The 18,231-nt window shown below is 65.8% G+C and carries 18 protein-coding genes; 9 read left to right on the plus strand and 9 right to left on the minus strand.

The window, feature by feature from the left end:
- Positions 1-178 precede the first annotated feature (178 nt).
- A complete protein-coding gene (locus tag J2739_RS05565; protein ID WP_309899368.1) occupies positions 179-517 on the plus strand; it encodes a P-II family nitrogen regulator in 339 nt (112 codons plus the stop codon).
- A gap of 9 nt (positions 518-526) precedes the next feature.
- Here J2739_RS05565 and J2739_RS05570 read toward each other — a convergent pair whose 3' ends face one another.
- The 6 genes from J2739_RS05570 to J2739_RS05595 form a co-directional block, all read right to left on the minus strand.
- Positions 527-1,117, minus strand: coding sequence for an LOG family protein (locus J2739_RS05570; protein ID WP_309899370.1), 591 nt, complete (start codon positions 1,115-1,117; stop codon positions 527-529).
- A 60-nt stretch (positions 1,118-1,177) separates the two neighbouring features.
- On the minus strand, positions 1,178-1,570 hold the full coding sequence (locus J2739_RS05575; RefSeq protein WP_309899372.1) for a diacylglycerol kinase: 393 nt from the start codon (positions 1,568-1,570) through the stop codon (positions 1,178-1,180).
- Positions 1,567-2,196, minus strand: a complete 630-nt coding sequence (locus J2739_RS05580) for an RDD family protein (RefSeq protein WP_309899374.1) — start codon at positions 2,194-2,196, stop codon at positions 1,567-1,569. Before J2739_RS05580 ends, J2739_RS05575 begins: the two co-directional genes overlap by 4 nt.
- 12 nt (positions 2,197-2,208) lie before the next feature.
- Positions 2,209-2,922: a DUF3106 domain-containing protein gene (locus J2739_RS05585; protein WP_309899376.1), complete on the minus strand. Its 714-nt coding sequence runs from the start codon at positions 2,920-2,922 to the stop codon at positions 2,209-2,211.
- Positions 2,923-3,052: 130 nt separating this feature from the next.
- On the minus strand, positions 3,053-3,478 hold the full coding sequence (locus tag J2739_RS05590; protein WP_309899378.1) for a DUF3619 family protein: 426 nt from the start codon (positions 3,476-3,478) through the stop codon (positions 3,053-3,055).
- Positions 3,475-4,041, minus strand: coding sequence for an RNA polymerase sigma factor (locus J2739_RS05595; protein ID WP_309899380.1), 567 nt, complete (start codon positions 4,039-4,041; stop codon positions 3,475-3,477). Before J2739_RS05595 ends, J2739_RS05590 begins: the two co-directional genes overlap by 4 nt.
- 283 nt (positions 4,042-4,324) lie before the next feature.
- Here J2739_RS05595 and J2739_RS05600 point away from each other — a divergent pair, with 283 nt between their 5' ends.
- From J2739_RS05600 to J2739_RS05630, 7 genes are all read left to right on the plus strand, one after another.
- On the plus strand, positions 4,325-6,100 hold the full coding sequence (locus tag J2739_RS05600; RefSeq protein WP_309899382.1) for an acetolactate synthase 3 catalytic subunit: 1,776 nt from the start codon (positions 4,325-4,327) through the stop codon (positions 6,098-6,100).
- A gap of 129 nt (positions 6,101-6,229) precedes the next feature.
- Entirely contained in the window at positions 6,230-6,721 is a 492-nt protein-coding gene (gene ilvN / locus J2739_RS05605) for an acetolactate synthase small subunit (protein ID WP_159855501.1), read from the plus strand.
- A 43-nt stretch (positions 6,722-6,764) separates the two neighbouring features.
- Complete coding sequence (ilvC, locus tag J2739_RS05610) at positions 6,765-7,781, plus strand: ketol-acid reductoisomerase (protein ID WP_309899383.1); 1,017 nt, start codon at positions 6,765-6,767, stop codon at positions 7,779-7,781.
- Positions 7,782-7,870: 89 nt separating this feature from the next.
- On the plus strand, positions 7,871-8,695 hold the full coding sequence (gene pssA / locus J2739_RS05615; RefSeq protein ID WP_309899385.1) for a CDP-diacylglycerol--serine O-phosphatidyltransferase: 825 nt from the start codon (positions 7,871-7,873) through the stop codon (positions 8,693-8,695).
- A 182-nt stretch (positions 8,696-8,877) separates the two neighbouring features.
- Entirely contained in the window at positions 8,878-10,581 is a 1,704-nt protein-coding gene (gene leuA, locus J2739_RS05620; RefSeq protein ID WP_309899387.1) for a 2-isopropylmalate synthase, read from the plus strand.
- Positions 10,582-10,598: 17 nt separating this feature from the next.
- Positions 10,599-12,137, plus strand: coding sequence for a 2-isopropylmalate synthase (locus tag J2739_RS05625; RefSeq protein WP_309899389.1), 1,539 nt, complete (start codon positions 10,599-10,601; stop codon positions 12,135-12,137).
- Between the two features lie 113 nt (positions 12,138-12,250).
- Positions 12,251-13,417, plus strand: coding sequence for a serine hydrolase (locus J2739_RS05630; protein WP_309899391.1), 1,167 nt, complete (start codon positions 12,251-12,253; stop codon positions 13,415-13,417).
- A gap of 45 nt (positions 13,418-13,462) precedes the next feature.
- Here J2739_RS05630 and J2739_RS05635 read toward each other — a convergent pair whose 3' ends face one another.
- From J2739_RS05635 to aat, 3 genes are read right to left on the minus strand one after another with little or no spacing between them, the layout of a single operon-like run.
- Positions 13,463-14,257 carry an IclR family transcriptional regulator gene (locus tag J2739_RS05635; RefSeq protein ID WP_309899393.1) on the minus strand — a complete coding sequence of 265 codons (795 nt, stop codon included), beginning with the start codon at positions 14,255-14,257 and terminating at the stop codon, positions 13,463-13,465.
- Between the two features lie 31 nt (positions 14,258-14,288).
- Positions 14,289-15,038 (minus strand): arginyltransferase, encoded by a 750-nt coding sequence (locus tag J2739_RS05640; RefSeq protein ID WP_309899395.1) that lies wholly within the window; start codon positions 15,036-15,038, stop codon positions 14,289-14,291.
- Positions 15,035-15,787 (minus strand): leucyl/phenylalanyl-tRNA--protein transferase, encoded by a 753-nt coding sequence (gene aat, locus J2739_RS05645; protein ID WP_309899398.1) that lies wholly within the window; start codon positions 15,785-15,787, stop codon positions 15,035-15,037. The genes J2739_RS05640 and aat overlap by 4 nt, the downstream gene beginning before the upstream one ends.
- A gap of 104 nt (positions 15,788-15,891) precedes the next feature.
- On the opposite strand from aat, the gene J2739_RS05650 reads away from it, so the two are divergent.
- The gene (locus J2739_RS05650) at positions 15,892-18,228 is read left to right on the plus strand and encodes a xanthine dehydrogenase family protein molybdopterin-binding subunit (protein ID WP_309899400.1); all 2,337 of its coding nucleotides are present in this window, start codon (positions 15,892-15,894) and stop codon (positions 18,226-18,228) included.
- Positions 18,229-18,231: the final 3 nt, after the last annotated feature.

Below are 18,231 nucleotides of genomic sequence, written 5' to 3' on the forward strand. Positions count from 1 at the left end.
AAGCCTTCGCCGCTCGGGGGCGAATGACATAATCTTTTTCGGGTCGCGAGCCCTGGCACGCTACATGCAGGACGACGAAGGCATCGCGGGCATCGGGGTAGGCCATCGCAGCGTCGGCGCGGATTGGCGCTACCCTATCGCAAGCAACTTCAACGAAATCGCCGGAAGAAAGAGACCTATGAAGCAAATCACCGCCATCGTCAAACCGTTCAAGCTCGACGACGTGCGCGAGGCGCTGGCCGAAGTCGGCGTCACCGGGCTTACTGTGACCGAGGTCAAGGGTTTCGGGCGGCAGAAGGGGCACACCGAGCTGTACCGCGGTGCCGAGTACGTGGTCGACTTCCTGCCGAAGATGAAGGTCGAGGTGGTGGTCAACGAGGCCGATCTGGACCGCTGCGTCGATGCCATCGTGGGCGCGGCGCGCACCGGCAAGATCGGCGACGGCAAGATCTTCGTGACCAGCGTCGAGCGCGTGGTGCGCATCCGTACCGGCGAGGAAGACGAACAGGCCGTTTAGCGCCTGTCCTCAGAGCACTTCGGCGAGCTTGTCGCCACGGGGGTGGCGGCCGGCCTCCTCGATCAGCGCTTCGAGCAGCGCCGGCACCTCGCTCCCGGAGCGGATCAGGCCCATCTGCCAATCGCCCATGAAGCCCTCACGAACGCTGTGGGCCAGGAAGTCGAGCAGGCCGGCGTAGTAGCCCGCCACATCGAGGATGCCGATCGGCTTGTCGTGGTAGCCGAGCTGGCGCCATGTCCAGATCTCGAACAGTTCCTCGAAGGTGCCGATACCCCCGGGCAGGGCGACGAAGGCGTCGGCGCGCTCGCCCATCATGGCCTTGCGCTCGTGCATGGTGTCGACGACGTGCAGCTCGTCGCACAGCGGATTGGCGAGCTCCTTGTCGACGAGGGCCTTCGGGATGATGCCGACGACGCGGCCGCCGGCGGTGCGCGTTGCCTCGGCCACCGTGCCCATCAGACCGGTGCGGCCGCCGCCGTAGACCAGTTGGCCGCCGCGTTCGCCGATCCAAAGGCCGACCGCGCGGGCCACCGCCGAGAATTCCTGCCGCTCGCCCGGGCGCGAACCGCAATAGACGCAAATCGAAAAAGTAGGGGTCATGCCCCGATCATGCCGGCATCGAATGACGCGCGGCTTGCACGAGGCCGCGTTGGGCGGTGCCTATCTCGCGAAGCGCTGCCACAGCGCTGCGACCCAGACGCCGGAGCACAGGATGATGGACAGCAGCACTGCGGCGCTGCCCACGTCCTTGGCGCTCTTGGAGAAGGAGTGCCATTCCGGGCCTACGCGGTCGATGGCCGCTTCGATGCCGGTGTTGAGCAGCTCCACGACCATCACCAGGATGACCACTGCGGCGAGCAAAGCGGTCTCGACCCAGGTCTGGCCGACCCAGAAGGCGCCCGGCAGCATGACGACGGCGCAGAGCACCTCCTGGCGGAAGGCAGCTTCGCGCCAGCCGGCGCGGAAACCATCGACCGAAATGAGGGTGGCGTGCCAGATTCGGTCCAGGCCGCGTCTCGATTTCTGCGGATTGACGGGATCGAGGGTGCTCATCGGGTGCTCGGCGGTTTGGCTTCCCCTTCGGCTGCAGTGCGAGTGCCTGCGGGACGCCGGGCGGCGCTCATGGATTGGGAGGGGATGAGGCGGGTGCCGGCCCAGGCGTCGTGCCAGAACTGGCGTTCGGAATGAAATCGAGAGAGCAGCGCCCAGACGATCACCCAGCCGAAGATCAGCACAGCAGACTCGCCGCCGCCGAGCTTGAAGGGCGCGATGGCAGCCAGGGGCGGCAGGAACCAGACCCACGAGAGAAGGTAGCGCAGCAGTGCGCGGCCCTGCGTGAGCGGTCGTCCGAGCCGATCGACCACGCGGATGCCCCAGGTCTTCATGGCCAGCGTCTGGCCCTTGGACCAGAACCAGACGAAATAGACGCCGAACACGACGAAGAGGAAAGCCTGCAGCAGGTGCCGGCGCGAATCCATGGCGTCGCGCATCTGGCCCAGCGTGCTGAACAGCCAGCCGGCGACGAACACCACGGCGAACAGCAGCATGCCCTCATAGAGCCAGCATGCCATGCGCCGCCAGAGTCCGGGCGCGCCCAGCGCCGGCGGAGCGGCAGGAGAGGAGGAATCAGGAAAGGCCGTCGCGCGAGCGCCGGCGCTGTCGGGAGAACTGGAAGCCATCGGCAGCTTGTATCACGGCGCGGCGGAGGGCTGATCGCTGGTGCGTACCGGTGGCGTGGCGGAAACCGAAGTGTCGGGCGGAGCAGTCGGCGCGGAAGGCGGCGGCACCTGCGCCTCGGCGGCGACGGGCGGGCTGGCCGGCGGAGCTGCGACCGGGCCCAGCGCCGGACCGGCAGCAGGGAGACGTGCCAGCGACGGCTGCGACATGGGCACGGGCGGCGCCAGCTGGATCCGCGGAGTGTGCTGCGCGTCGGATGTCGCAGTGGGCAGCTGGACCAGCTTCTGGGCGGGCACCGGCCGTATCGACACCGCGGCGCCGGGGCGGGGCTTTGCGCGGGCGGCCAGCTCGCGTCGTTCTTCCTCGCTGAGGGCCTGGTAGGCCTCCCACTTGGCCTTGCGTTCGTCGATCGGTACTTGCTTCACTTCGGCGAAGTTGAGGCGAGCCTGCGAGCGTTGCTGGTTGCTCAGCGTCGCCCACTCGGTCATCCGGCTGTGCAGGACCTCCTGCTCCGCCGCCGACAGCTTGGCGTAATTGCGCGAAAGGGCCAGCCATTTGCGCTTGTGGGGTTCAGTCAAGCTGTTCCACTGCAGCGCGAGCGGTTCCAGGGCGCGCTGTTGACGGGCGCTCAGGTCTCGCCACAGGGGTTTGGAGACGGGCGCCTGTTTGGCCGGGGTCGCGGCGGACGCTGCGCTCTGCGGGTGGACCTGGGCATCGGCAGATGCCATGGCCACGCCGGCGAGCGCCAACACCATCAGCGCGCACGCACCCCCGGCTGCGCCTGGCAGCAGCCGGCGCGGAAGGGCGGGCGCGTGAGCGCGAGGGTGAAGCGGCATGCGAACGGGCGGGATGATGGGGTCAGCGCTGGGCGGCAGCCTCGGTTTTCAGGAACTGGGCGAAACCCGGGTCGGTGTAGGCGGCAGGGGGCAAGTCGTCGGTGAGCAGGGCGGCATCGACTTCGGCGAGTTCATTGGTCCGGCTGTCCTCCTGCAGGGAATTGATCACGATCAGGCCGGCGACCAGCCCGATCAGCGGGATGATCGACCCGATGCGTGTCCACCAGCCTCCGCCGATCACCGCAGTTCGGCCGTTCGGCACCGCAAAGGAGGCCGCTTGCGGCACCAGCACCACTTTGCGGCGTGCCACCGCCTGCATCCTTGCAGCGCGCAGGCGTTCGCTGATCTCGTGCGGCAGATCCTGGGTACCGGCGGACAGACGCGCGGCCACCTGGCGGCCGAATTGCGCCTCCGCAGCGGCAGAGGGTGTCGAAAGCGTTGTATTCATAGCGAAATTCCCTTGGCCTTGAGTGCCTTGCTCAGGGCGTGAACGGCGCGCGAACAGTGGGTCTTGACGCTGCCCTCGGAGCAGCCCATCGCAGCGGCCGTCTCGGCGACGTCCATTTCTTCCCAGTAACGCATTAAAAAGGCCTCGCGTTGACGACCCGGCAATGCGGCGATTTGTTCCTCGATCTGGTGAAAAATCTGGGCACGACGCGTGCTGTCCTCCGCGCTTTCGCTTTCGCGGGTGTCGGTCTCGATCGTGAAATGCTCGAGCAGGTCGAATTCGCCGTCCTCGTTCGACGTCTCGAAGTCGCTCATGTTGGAGAAGAGCGCCCGCCGGGTCTTCTGGCGGCGGAACCAGTCCAGGGTGCAGTTCGAGAGGATGCGCTGGAACAGCAGCGGGATTTCGTTGGGCGGCTTGTCGCCGTAATGCTCTGCCAGCTTCATCATGCTGTCCTGCACGATGTCGAGCGCGGCTTCCTCGTCCCGCACGTGGTAGACGGTGCGTTTGAAAGCACGTCGTTCGACGCCTTTCAGGAAATCGGAGAGTTCTTGTTCAGTGGCCAAGCGAGTCCGGCACATGGGGCGCCGCGTGGGAGGTGTCTCGAGGACGAGATCCTGGTTTTTGTCGCCGCGGATTATGCCTGCGCGCCTGTTACAGCCGTGCCTCGGGTTCGGGCCGTCCTTCCGATGTCATAATCCGCGCTGCAATTCAAAGGCAAACGGGTCACGGTCCGGCGGCACGACAAGTCCGCTCATGGCCTTGGCCTCAAGTTTCGACGCGGCCCCACAAGAGCTTGCGAAGAAGCACCCAAGGTTTTTCGTTCCCGAAAAAACGCAAAGGTTGATCATGGAAATTTCAAAGGCGGAACTCGCTTCCGCAGCAGCCGTGACCGGCAGTCAAACGCAAGAACTCATGGGCGCCGAAGTGCTGGTCAAGGCACTGCAGGCCGAAGGCGTCCAGTACGTGTGGGGTTACCCCGGCGGCGCAGTTCTCTATATCTACGATGCGTTCTACAAGCAGGACACCATCCAGCACGTGCTGGTGCGCCACGAGCAGGCGGCGGTGCATGCGGCCGATGGTTACGCGCGCGCTACCGGCGAGGTCGGTGTGGCCCTCGTAACTTCGGGCCCGGGTCTGACCAATGCAGTCACCGGTATTGCGACTGCTTACATGGACAGCATCCCGATGGTGATCATCTCCGGGCAGGTGCCGACGGCGGCCATCGGCCTGGATGCCTTCCAGGAATGCGACACGGTCGGCATCACCCGCCCCATCGTCAAGCACAACTTCCTCGTCAAGGACCCGAAGGACCTGGCCATGACGATGAAGAAGGCATTTCACATCGCGCGCAGCGGACGTCCGGGCCCGGTGGTGGTGGACGTGCCGAAGGACGTCTCCTTCAAGAAGGTCAGCTACAGCGGCTATCCCGACAAGGTCGAGATGCGCTCCTACAACCCGGTGCGCAAGGGCCATGGCGGCCAGATTCGCAAGGCGCTGCAGCTGCTGCTCTCGGCCAAGCGCCCCTATATCTATACCGGCGGCGGCGTGCTGCTCGGAAACGCGACCCAGGAGTTGCGCACCCTCGTCGACATGCTGGGCTACCCGGTGACGAACACGCTGATGGGCCTGGGCGCCTATCCGGCCTCCGACCGCAAGTTCCTCGGCATGCTGGGCATGCACGGCACCATCGAGGCCAACAATGCGATGCAGAACTGCGACGTCCTGCTGGCCGTGGGTGCGCGCTTCGATGACCGGGTGATCGGCAATCCCAAGCATTTCGCGCAGAACGAGCGCAAGATCATCCACGTCGATATCGATCCCTCGAGCATCTCGAAGCGGGTGAAGGTCGACATCCCGATCGTCGGCGACGTGAAGGAAGTGCTGACCGAGCTGATCTCGATGATCAAGGAAAGCAGCACCAGGCCCGACGCGGCGGCGCTGGCCGGCTGGTGGGACACCATCGAAGGCTGGCGCAGCAAGGATTGCCTCAAGTACGACCGCGGCAACAAGGACGTGATCAAGCCGCAATACGTGGTCGAGACCCTCTGGAACATGACAAAGGGCACCGACACCTACATCACCTCCGATGTCGGCCAACACCAGATGTGGGCGGCCCAGTACTACCGTTTCGACGAGCCGCGCCGCTGGATCAACTCCGGCGGCCTGGGCACCATGGGCGTGGGCATCCCCTATGCCATGGGCATCAAGCTGGCCAAGCCGCAGTCGGAGGTGTTCTGCGTCACGGGCGAGGGTTCGGTGCAGATGTGCATCCAGGAACTGTCGACCTGCCTTCAGTACAACACGCCGATCAAGATCTGTTCGCTCAACAATCGCTACCTGGGCATGGTTCGCCAGTGGCAGGAAATCGAGTACTCCGGCCGCTACAGCCATAGTTACATGGACGCGCTGCCCAACTTCGTGAAGCTGGCCGAGGCCTACGGCCATGTAGGCATGCTGATCGAGCGGCCGCAGGACGTGGAGCCCGCACTGCGCGAGGCGCGCAAGCTCAAGGACCGAACCGTGTTCATGGATTTCCGCACCGACCCCACCGAGAACGTGTTCCCGATGGTGAAGGCGGGAATGGGCATCACCGAGATGTTGCTGGGCTCCGAGGATTTGTAACGGACGACAAGCCGGTTCCGAGGCGGACCGGCTCCTTCATTAACTTTTTGCGGATGAATCTATTGTCCGTCGAGCCCGCGCATTACCGTGCGCGGGGGAGGGCGGCGAAAAGAGGAGTCCCCTGCTGACATGAAACACATCATTGCCGTGCTGCTCGAGAACGAGCCCGGTGCACTCTCCCGCGTCGTGGGCCTTTTTTCCGCCCGCGGCTACAACATCGAATCGCTGACCGTCGCTCCGACCGAGGATGCCAGCCTGTCGCGCATGACGATCGTGACGGCTGGTTCCGACGATGTGATCGAGCAGATCACCAAGCATCTCAACCGCTTGATCGAAGTCGTCAAGGTCGTTGACCTGACCGAAGGCGCCTACACCGAGCGCGAGCTCATGATGGTGAAGGTGCGTGCGGTCGGCAAGGAGCGGGAGGAGATGATGCGCATGGCCGAGATCTTCCGCGGCCGCATCATCGACGTGACCGACAAGAGCTTCACCATCGAGCTCACCGGCGACCATGGCAAGAACGATGCCTTTATCGAGGCCATCGACCGCGGCGCCATCCTCGAGACCGTCCGTACCGGCGCCAGCGGCATCGGCCGCGGCGAGCGCATCCTGCGCGTCTGAGAAGCAACCACACATTCACTGAATTTACGAAGGAGCAAGCACCATGAAGGTCTATTACGACAAGGACGCCGATCTCAGCCTGATCAAGGGCAAGACCGTGGCGATCATCGGCTACGGCAGCCAGGGCCATGCGCATGCGCAGAACTTGAACGACAGCGGCGTGAAGGTCGTCGTCGGCCTGCGCAAGGGCGGCGCTTCCTGGCCCAAGGTCGAGAAGGCCGGGCTGAAGGTCGCCGAAGTGGCGGACGCCGTGAAGGCAGCCGACGTGGTCATGATCCTGCTGCCTGACGAGCAGATCGCCAGCGTCTACAAGAACGACGTGGCGCCCCACATCAAGGAAGGCGCTTCGCTGGTCTTCGCGCACGGCTTCAACGTGCACTATGGCTTCGTCCAGCCGCGCGCCGATCTCGACGTCTGGATGGTGGCGCCCAAGGCCCCCGGCCACACGGTGCGCAGCACCTACACCCAAGGCGGCGGCGTGCCGCACCTGATCGCGGTGCATGCGGACAAGAGCGGCAAGGCGCGCGACCTGGCCCTGTCCTATGCGACGGCCAACGGCGGCGGCAAAGCCGGCATCATCGAGACCAATTTCCGCGAAGAGACCGAGACCGACCTGTTCGGCGAGCAGGCCGTGCTGTGCGGCGGCACCGTGGAACTGATCAAGGCCGGCTTCGAGACCCTGGTGGAAGCCGGCTACGCGCCCGAGATGGCCTACTTCGAGTGCCTGCACGAGCTCAAGCTGATCGTCGACCTGATCTATGAAGGCGGCATCGCCAACATGAACTACTCGATCTCGAACAACGCCGAGTACGGCGAGTACGTGACGGGCCCGCGCATCGTGACCGAGGAAACCAAGAAGGTCATGAAGCAGGTCTTGCGCGACATCCAGACCGGCGAGTACGCCAAGAGCTTCGTGCTCGAGAACGCGGCTGGCGCGCCGACGCTGATCAGCCGCCGCCGACTGAACGCGGAGCACCAGATCGAGGTGGTCGGCGAGAAGCTGCGCGCCATGATGCCCTGGATCAAGAAGAACAAGCTGGTCGACCAGACGCGTAACTGATCGCGCTTTCCGACGCGACAAGGGCCACCCGCGCGGTGGCCCTTTTTCTTGGATGCCGCACGAGCGGCTGAACTACACTGCGCCGATCCATGCACGACGACACGCTCCCCGAAGATCTAGCGCCGCGCAAGCGCCGCAAGGGCATCTACATCCTGCCCAACCTGTTCACGCTGGCGGCGCTGTTCGGGGGCTTCTACTCGGTCGTGATGGCCATGAACGCACGCTTCGACCTGGCGGCGCTCGGTGTGTTCGCTGCCATGATCCTCGACAGCCTGGACGGCCGCGTGGCGCGCATGACCAACACGCAGAGCGCCTTCGGCGAGCAGATGGATTCGCTGTCCGACATGGTGTCCTTCGGCGCAGCGCCGGCACTGATCGCTTACGAATGGTCGCTCAAGGGCCTGGGGCGCTGGGGCTGGATCGCGGCCTTCGTGTACTGCGCGTGCGCCGCACTGCGGCTGGCGCGCTTCAACGTCAACACCGGCGTGGTCGACAAGCGCTGGTTCCAGGGGCTGCCTTCGCCGGCGGCTGCGGCGCTGGTGGCGGGCTTCATCTGGCTCATGACCGAATGGGGCAAGCGCGGCGGCGAGGTGCTGTATTTGTCATGGCACCAGATCACCTGGATCACCTTTGGCTTCACGCTCTATGCGGGCCTCACGATGGTGACTAACGCGCCGTTCTACAGCTTCAAGGACATCCAGGTGAAGAAGAGCGTCCCCTTCGCTGTCATCGTGCTGATCGCGCTGGCGATCGCGGTCATCAACATCCATCCGCCGACGGTGCTGTTCGGCCTGTTCGTGGCCTACGGGCTGAGCGGCTATGTGGTCTACGGCTGGCGCAAGGCCAAGGGCCAGCACGTGAGTGTCATCAGCACCTCGACCGAGGAGCCCGACGAGCGCGGCCTCCACAAGTGATTTGGCCTGTGCTACATTCGCCACTCCCATGAACAAGCTTTCGCTGGCCCTACTACTGATGCCCCACGGGCGGAGACGGTAGCGCGCGCAAGCGAATCCATCACACGGCCCGTTCGCACCAGCAACGGGCCGTTTGTTTTGGGGTTGCTGGTTGTCCATCCAACCACAGCGAGAAATACCAGATGTTGAAGCAACCCGACCGCAAGTACCGCGCCTTTGCACCCATCGGCCTCAAGGACCGGACCTGGCCCGATGCCGTGCTGACCAAGGCACCGATCTGGCTGTCGACCGACCTGCGCGACGGCAATCAGGCGCTGGTGGAGCCGATGGACATCGAACGCAAGATGCGCATGTTCGAGACCCTGGTGGCCATCGGCTTCAAGGAGATCGAGGTCGGCTTCCCCTCGGCCTCGCAAATCGAATTCGACTTCGTCCGCAAGCTGATCGAGGAAGACCGCATCCCCGGCGATGTGACGATCCAGGTACTCACGCAAGCGCGCGATCACCTGGTCGAGCGCACCTTCGAGTCGCTGCAAGGCGCGAAGCGCGCCATCGTGCACCTCTACAACGCGGTGGCGCCCGTGATGCGCCGCGTGGTGCTCGGCATGGACGAGGACCAGATCGTCGATCTCGCCACCTCGCACGCCCGCATGTTCAACGAACTGGCCGCCAGGCAGCCGGCCACGCAGTGGACCTTCCAGTATTCGCCCGAGATGTTCTCGGATACCGACCTGGCCTTCTCCAAGCGTGTGGTCGACGCCGTCACGGAGGTGTGGGCGCCGACGCCCGAGCGCAAGTGCATCGTCAACCTGCCCTCGACGGTCGAGCACGCCACGCCCAACATCTTCGCCGACATGATCGAGTGGATGCACCGCAACCTGGCGCGACGCGATTCGATCGTGCTGTGCGTGCATCCGCACAACGATCGGGGCACGGGCACGGCCGCCGGTGAGTTCGCGCTGATGGCAGGCGCCGAACGCATCGAGGGCTGCCTGTTCGGCAACGGCGAGCGCACCGGCAATCTCGACCTGGTGAACGTTGCGCTCAACCTCTACACGCAGGGCGTCTCGCCCGGGCTGGACTTCTCGAACATCGACGAGATACGCGTCACGGTCGAGCATTGCAACCAGTTGCCGGTGCACCCGCGCCATCCCTATGTGGGCGATCTGGTCTACACCTCCTTCTCGGGTTCGCACCAGGATGCGATCAAGAAGGCATTCGCCGCCCGCAAGCAGGGTGCAATCTGGGATATGCCCTACCTCCCGATCGACCCCAAGGACGTGGGCCGCAGCTACGAAGCCGTGATCCGCGTCAACAGCCAGTCGGGCAAGGGCGGCATCGCCTACCTGCTCGAGAGCGAGTTCGGGCTCGAGTTGCCACGCCGGCTGCAGATGGAATTCAGCCAGGTGGTGCAGCGCGTGATGGACGTCGCCGGCAAGGAGCTCACGGCGGCCGACCTCTGGCAACTGTTCGAGCGCGAGTACCGCATCAGCGATGATTCGGGGCCCCAGCACCGTGTGCTGGAGGAGCGGGGCCAGGGCGCCAATGCGTCGGTGGTGCTGCGCGCCGATCTGCCCTGGGCCGGCGAGATCCGCCGGATCGAAGGCCGGGGCAATGGGCCGATCGACGCCTTCATCCACGCGCTGGCCGACGCCACCGGGCATTCGATCCGCGTCATCGACTACCACCAGCACGCGATCGGCGCCGGTGCCGATGCGCAGGCGGTCGCGTATCTCGAGCTGCGGGTCGACGAGACCCGGACGCTGTTCGGCGTCGGCAGGGACGCCGACATCGTCTCGGCCTCGCTCAAGGCCATCGTGTCCGGCCTGGAGAGGGCGCGGGCGCAGGGCGCCCGCAGCGCACAATCGGTGGTTGAAGCCGCCTGAACCCAAGGAGATCCGCGATGGCCGACAAACTCATCATTTTCGACACCACCCTGCGCGACGGCGAACAGTCGCCGGGCGCCTCGATGACAAAGGACGAGAAGCTGCGCATTGCGCGCCAACTGGAGCGCCTGCGGGTCGACGTCATCGAGGCCGGCTTCCCGGCGAGTTCGAATGGCGATTTCGACGCTGTCGCGGCCATCGCGGGTGCGATCAAGGAGTCGACGGTCTGCGGCCTCTCGCGTGCCAACGACCGCGACATCTCCCGTGCCGCCGAAGCCCTGAAGGGCGCGGCCAGTAGCCGCATCCACACCTTCATTGCGACCTCGCCCCTCCACATGGAGAAGAAGCTGCGGATGACGCCGGACGAGGTGTTCGAGCAGGCAAGGGTCGCGGTACGCTTCGCGCGCAACCTGGTCAGCGACGTGGAATTCAGCCCGGAGGATGGCTATCGCAGCGACGTCGACTTCCTGTGCCGGGTGCTCGAGGCCGTGATCAACGAGGGAGCGACGACCATCAACGTGCCCGACACCGTCGGCTACGCGGTCCCGGAGCTCTACGGGAACTTCATCCGGACGCTGCGCGAGCGCATCCCGAACAGCGACAAGGCTGTCTGGTCGGTGCATTGCCACAACGACCTTGGCATGGCGGTGGCCAATTCCCTGGCCGGCGTGAAGATCGGTGGGGCGCGGCAGGTGGAATGCACCATCAACGGTCTCGGCGAGCGGGCCGGCAACTGCTCGCTCGAAGAAATCGTCATGGCGGTGAAGACACGAAAGGATTATTTCGGGCTGGAACTCGGCATCGACACGAGGCACATCGTGGCGGCGAGCCGCATGGTCAGCCAGACCACCGGCTTCGTGGTCCAGCCCAACAAGGCGGTGGTCGGCGCCAATGCCTTTGCCCACGCTTCCGGCATTCACCAGGATGGCGTGCTCAAGGCGCGCGACACCTACGAGATCATGCGGGCGGAAGACGTGGGCTGGAGCGCCAATAAGATCGTGCTGGGCAAGCTCAGTGGCCGCAACGCCTTCAAGCAGCGCCTGCAGGAACTCGGGGTAGCGATGGAGAGCGAGGCCGACATCAATGCCGCCTTCGCCCGCTTCAAGGAGCTTGCCGATCGAAAAAGCGAAATATTTGACGAAGACATCCTTGCACTTGTAAGCGACGAGGAGCATTCGCACGTTGCGGAGCAGTTTGGTTTTGTATCCTTGATGCAGCACAGCGAAACCGGTGAGCGCCCCCATGCGCGCATCGTGTTCACAGTGGATGGCAAGGAGGTCACGAGCGAGTCGGATGGCAATGGCCCGGTTGATGCATCGCTGAAGGCGATCGAAGCCCAGGTGAAAAGCGGGGCGGAGATGGTGCTCTATTCAGTGAATGCCATCAGTGGGTCGACCGAGAGTCAGGGCGAAGTCACGGTCCGTCTGCAGAACGCGGGCCGAGTCGTCAATGGCGTCGGCGCCGATCCGGACATCGTGGTGGCTTCTGCCAAGGCTTATTTGAGTGCGCTCAACAAGTTACAGAGCCAAGCTGAGAGAGTGGCAGCACAAGGTTAGTTGTTTGGGGGATCCTTTGTTTCGACTGAAGAAGAGGATGCAAGTAACTGATATTGCGTGTTTTTTTTGATTTCGATACACTGCGGTCCTGCTAATCGCCGCTGGAGTTTTTAATGCCCGAAGCCCGTTTCTGCCGAGTTTCCAGCCAGCGGTTCCTTCCCGCTCTTCGTCTTTTCGCCGTCGCGCTTTGTGCCACGGCGTTTTTATTGCCCACGGCCCAGGCCGCCAAGAAAGCGCAGGTCTCCAAGAAGGCCCAGATCGCCGCCGAAAGCAAACGAAGCGCGGACTCCAAGCGCAGCGCCAAGGGCGAGCAGGCCGACCGTGTGGTAAGCGGCGGGCGCAACGTGGTGGCTTCGATCCGCAAGCGGGGCGGCAAGACGGTCGTGGCGGTGCAGCGGCGCTCGGTCGTGCGCGTGCCCGAGGTCGCGGCGCGACAGTCCTTCGGCCAGCTCGCGGGGCTGCACAGCACCGAAGATGCGCTGGACCTGAAGTCCAGCGTGGCCCTGGTGATCGACCAGGACACGCGCGAGGTCCTGTTCAGCAAGAACGACAGCGTCGTGCTGCCGATCGCCTCGCTGACCAAGCTCATGACGGGGCTGCTCATCAGCGAAGCCCACCTCCCTTCCGATGAACTGATCACCATCACGCAGGACGACGTCGATACCGAAAAAGGGAGCCGCTCGCGTTTGACCGTCGGCAGCACGCTGCCGCGCGGTGAGTTGCTCCACCTGGCGCTGATGTCCAGCGAGAACCGGGCTGCCCACGCCCTCGGCCGCACCTATCCGGGCGGCCTGGCCACGTTCGTGAGCGTCATGAATGCCAAGGCAAAGATGCTCGGCATGAAGGACACGCGCTACGTCGAACCCACCGGTCTCTCCAGCCGCAACCAGTCGAGCGCACAGGACCTGGCGCTCCTCGTCAACGCGGCCTCCGCCGACGCCACGGTGCGCCAGCTCTCCACCTCGCCCGAGTACCAGGTCGAAGTGGGCAACCGCGTGCTGCAGTACAACACCACCAATCGCCTCGTGAAGAGCCCCGATTGGGACATCGGCCTCCAGAAGACCGGCTACATCACCGAGGCCGGCCAGTGCCTGGTGATGCAGGCCCGGATCGCCGGGCGCAAATTGATCATGGTGTTCCTCGATTCGGCCGGCAAGCTCGGCCGCATCGCCGATGCCGAGCGCGTGCGGCGCTGGGTCGAAGCCAACCACCACATGATCAACCCGGCAGCGGCAACGCCGCCACAGCCTACGCTTGCCGTGGCCCACGTCGCGAGCTGATCCCCCGTTGTCTCCATCCGGCCCAGGCGCCGGCCCGGCGGCACCTCAGGCCGCCGGCGGCGCGCTCGCGGTGTAGCCGAGCGCGCTGGAGATTTCGTTGGCAGTTGCCTGCAGCTTGGGCAGCCAGCCATCGTCCAGCCGGTCGGCCGGGGCCGAGATCGACAGGCCCGCCACCAGCTTCCCCTGATCGTCATAGATGCCGGCAGCCATGCAGCGCACGCCGAGCTCCAGCTCCTCGTTGTCACGGGCAATGCCGTACTGGCGCGCCTTCGACAGCTCCCGCTCCAGCGCAGGCAGCTGGGTGATGCTGTTGCGCGTGTGGCCGGCAAGACCCGTGCGGGTGGCGTAGCTGCGAACGCGCTGGGGTTCGTCCACCGCCAGGAACAGCTTGCCGGTGGAGGTCAGGTGCAGCGGCGCGCGCCCACCGATGGCGCGCACCACCTGCATGCCGGAGCGCTCGCTGTAGGCGCGTTCGATGTAGACGATCTCGTCCCCCTGGCGCATGCTGAGATTGACCGGTTGCTGGGTGAGCTTGTGCAGCTCGCGCATCGGCGCCATGGCGGCGTCGCGCACATTCAGCCGGCCCTTTACTAGGTTGCCGAGCTCCAGCAGGCGCATGCCCAGCCGGTAGCTGCCCGCCTCAGGCCGGTCGACGAACCGGCCAACCGCCAGGTCGTTCAGAATGCGATGCGCGGTGGAAGGGTGCAGGCCGGTCTTTTCGCTGATTTCCTTCAGCGAGATCGCTTCCTCGCGGGAGGCCAGCACGTCGATCAGCGAGAACATGCGCTCGATCACCTGGATCACGGGCGCGGCAGGAATGTCTGATTGGGGTTTTCTCATGGCAACGCGGTTGGGGGAACCGGTTGCGATTTTACTTGGTGAAATCGATAGGCGCTTGCCAGCGCCCGCCGATCAGCACCTCGTGTGGCGCGAAGCGCGCCTTGTAGTTCATTTTGGCGCTGCCATTGATCCAATAGCCGAGGTAGACGTGGGCCAGGCCCAGCTTGCGCGCCTGCTCTATTTGCCACAGAACGCTGTAGTTGCCGTAACCCGCGCCCGGCTCGGGCTCGTAGAAGGTGTAGACCGCCGACAGCCCGTCGTTCAGCACGTCGAGGATCGACACCATCTTCAGCGCGCCAGCGCTGCCGTCCGGCCGGGTCTCGCGGAACTCTACCAACCTGGAGTTGACCCGGCTCTGAAGGAGAAACTGGGTGTACTGGTCGATGCTGTCGTGGTCCATGCCGCCGCCGGCGTGGCGGCCGTTCTGGTAGCGCAGGTAGAGCTGGTAGTGCTCCGGCACGAAGCAGAGCTTGAGCACCCGCGCCTGCAGGTCGGCATGGCGTGCCAGGGCGCGGCGCTGGCTTCTGTTGGGCTTGAACGAATTGGCCAGCACGCGCAGCGGCACGCAGGCGCTGCAGCCGTCGCAATGGGGACGGTAAGTGAACATGCCGCTGCGCCGGAAGCCGCTGAGCACCAAGTCCGAGTAGGCGTCGTTGTGGATCAGGTGGCTGGGCGTCGCGACCTGCGACCGGGCCTGCCGGTCCGGCAGGTAGCTGCACGGATAGGGCGCCGTCGCATAGAACTGCAGCGTGTGGAGCGGAAGATCCTTGAGGTGCGTCACGTCGAAAGAGAGGTTCGCGCAGGCAGGAGTTCGGACCAGTATACGGGCTCGAAACGCCACTGCGGCCCGCCCAGATGACGTGCCCTTGCCACGTGTGAGACAAAGCGAGCGCGCGGCATTTCGCGGGCGCCCAGGCTGGCCAGGTGGGTGGTGTTCTGCTGGCAGTCGATCATCGCGATCCCGTGCGCGCGGCAGAAGCTGACCAGCGCCGCCAGCGCGATCTTGGAGGCGTCGGGCCGGCGCGCGAACATCGATTCGCCGAACACCGCGCGCCCGATCGCCACGCAGTAGAGGCCACCCGCGAGCTCGCCGTCGATCCAGGTCTCGACGCTGTGCGCATGGCCCGCCCGGTGCAGGGCCGTGTAGGCACGCACCATCTCGGGCAGGATCCACGTGCCGGTCTGGCCGACGCGCGGGGCTTGCGCGCAGGCCTGGATCACCGCTTCGAAACCGTGGTCGATGCGGATCTCGAACCCCGGCGCGGCGCGCATGCGCTCCAGCGTCTTGCGCAGGGAGCGGTGCAAGCTGAAGCGCTCCACCTCCAGCACCATGCGCGGGTCCGGGCTCCACCAGAGGATCGGCTGGCCCTCGCTGAACCAGGGGAAGATGCCGCGCGCATAGGCCTGCAGCAGGCTCGGGACATCGAGGCCGCCGCCCGCGGCCAGCAGGCCGGGAACGGGGTCGGATTCGCCCCATGCCGAAGAGGCGTCGGGCAGCGGATCACCGGGTGCGAGCCAGGGCAGTTGCATGGTCGGAGGTATACACGGCTTCGAGGGGGCGCGATGTCATCGGAAGCCGAATACGCGGGATGCCCATATAGTCATCCCCGGCCAAAACAAATGGAAAGAGGACCATGGTGACAGCAGAAGCAACGAACCCCACGCGTTTCGGCAGCGGCCAATCCGTCCGGCGGCTCGAGGACGAGAGCCTTCTGGCAGGCGCCGGGCGCTACACCGACGACGTCGCGCCAGCCCGTCAGACCCACCTGTTCTTCGTGCGTTCCCCTTATCCGCATGCGCGCGTCGCGGCGATCGACGCCGCTGCGGCGGTCGCCATGCCCGGTGTCCTGCGCGTGCTGACCGGCGCCGAGCTGCAGCAGGCCGGCGTCAAGCCGATGCCCGGGGCCGTGGCCTTCAAGCGCGCGGATGGGTCCGATTGCGCCTCGCCGCCGCGGCATGTGCTGGCGCTCGACACCGTGCGTTTCGTCGGCGAGCCGGTCGCCGCCGTGATCGCCGAGACGGCGGCCCAGGCGCGCGATGCGGCCGAGGCGGTGATGGTCGACTACGAGGAGCTCCCGATGGTGGTCGACACGCAGGCTGCCGTCGCGGAAGGCGCGCCGCTGGTCTGGGGCGAGGCCACGGGCAACATCGCCGCCGAGATGCGCCACGGCAGCGCCGAGGCGGCCAGCGCTGCCTTCGCCCGCGCCGACCACGTGGTGGCGCTGGACGTCGTCAACCAGCGGGTGGTCGCGCTCACGATCGAGCCGCGCTCGGTGCTGGCGGATGCCGACCCGGCCTCCGGGCGCCTCACCCTCCGTTTGAGCACCCAGATGCCCTCGGGCGTGCGCAACTCGGTCTGCGAGGCGATCGGCCTGCCGACCGAGCAGGTGCGCGTGGTCGTGGGCGACGTGGGCGGCGGCTTCGGCATGAAGACCGGCGCCTATCCCGAAGACATCGTGGTGGCCTTCGCGGCGCATACGCTGCGCCGGCCGGTGAAATGGGTAGCCGACCGCAGCGAGGAATTCCTCTCCACCTCCCACGGCCGCGACATCGAGGCGCGGGCCGAGCTTGCGCTCGATGCCGGCGGCAAGATCCTCGCGCTGCGCATCCGCACCCTGGCCAACGTCGGCGCCTATGCCACCGCCACCGGCGTCGTGATCCAGCTGCTGATCGGCCCGTGGGTGCAGACCAGCGTCTACGACATCCAGACTATCGACTTCGATTTCCTCGCGGTGCTCACGAACACCGCGCCGACCGGCGCCTACCGCGGCGCGGGCCGCCCGGAGGCCATCTACACCATCGAGCGGCTGATGGACGAAGCCGCGCGCCAGATCGGCATCGACCGCCTCGAGCTGCGCCGACGCAACTTCATCCAGCCCGCCCAGATGCCCTACACCAATCCGATGCAGCAGACCTACGACACCGGGCGCTTCGAGTCGGTCATGGACCAGGCCCTGGCACTGGCCGACTGGCAAGGCTTCGACGCACGCGTCGCCGAGTCGAAGCGCCAGGGCCGGCTGCGCGGGCTGGGCATCGCGACCTTCCTGGAGTGGACCGGCGGCAACGTGTTCGAGGAGCGCGTGACCGTCTCGGTGCAGGCCGACGGCGTCATCGAGGTGTTCTCGGCGGTCAACGCCATGGGGCAGGGCATCGCGACCACCCTGGCGCAGCTGGTGGTCGACACCTTCGGCGTGCCGATCGAGAAAGTGCGCATCGTGCTGGGCGACACCGACCGCGGGGATGGGTTCGGCAGTGCCGGCTCGCGATCCATCTTCACCGGCGGCTCGGCTGTGCGGGTGGGCGCCGAGCGCACCATCGACAAGGCGCGCGCGCTGGCGGCGCAGGAGCTCGAGGTCGCGGCGGAGGACGTCCGATACGAGGCCGGCGCCTTCAAGGTGGCCGGCACCGACCTCGCGCTCGACCTGTTCGCGCTCGCAGGCCGACAGCCCGAGCGGCAGATCTTCGTCGACTCCACCAGCACCGTCGCCGGTCCGACCTGGCCCAACGGCTGCCACATCTGCGAGGTGGAGATCGATCCCGGCACCGGCGAGGTCGGTGTGGTGGCCTATGCGTCCGTCAATGATGTCGGCCGGGTGATCAACCCGCTGATCGTGCGCGGCCAGCTGGAGGGAGGCGCCGTGCAGGGCATTGGCCAGGCGCTGTGCGAGCGCGTCGTCTACGACGCAGAGACCGGCCAGCCGCTGACCGGCAGCCTGATGGACTACGCCGCGCCGCGCGCCGACATCATGGCCGCGATGTTCAAGACCGAGATGGACCAGAGCACGCCCTGCCTGAACAACCCGCTGGGCGTGAAGGGGGTGGGCGAGCTCGGCACCATCGGCGCCACGCCGGCTGTCGTCAACGCGGTGGCCGACGCCTTCGCGCGCAACGGCATGGCCGGGCTCACGCCGCGCCTGGACATGCCGTTGACGCCCGCGCGGGTGTGGCAGCTGATGCAGCCGGGGCCCTGAGGG

The sequence above is a fragment of the Variovorax soli genome (assembly GCF_031454625.1).
GTDB lineage: Bacteria > Pseudomonadota > Gammaproteobacteria > Burkholderiales > Burkholderiaceae_C > Variovorax > Variovorax soli_A.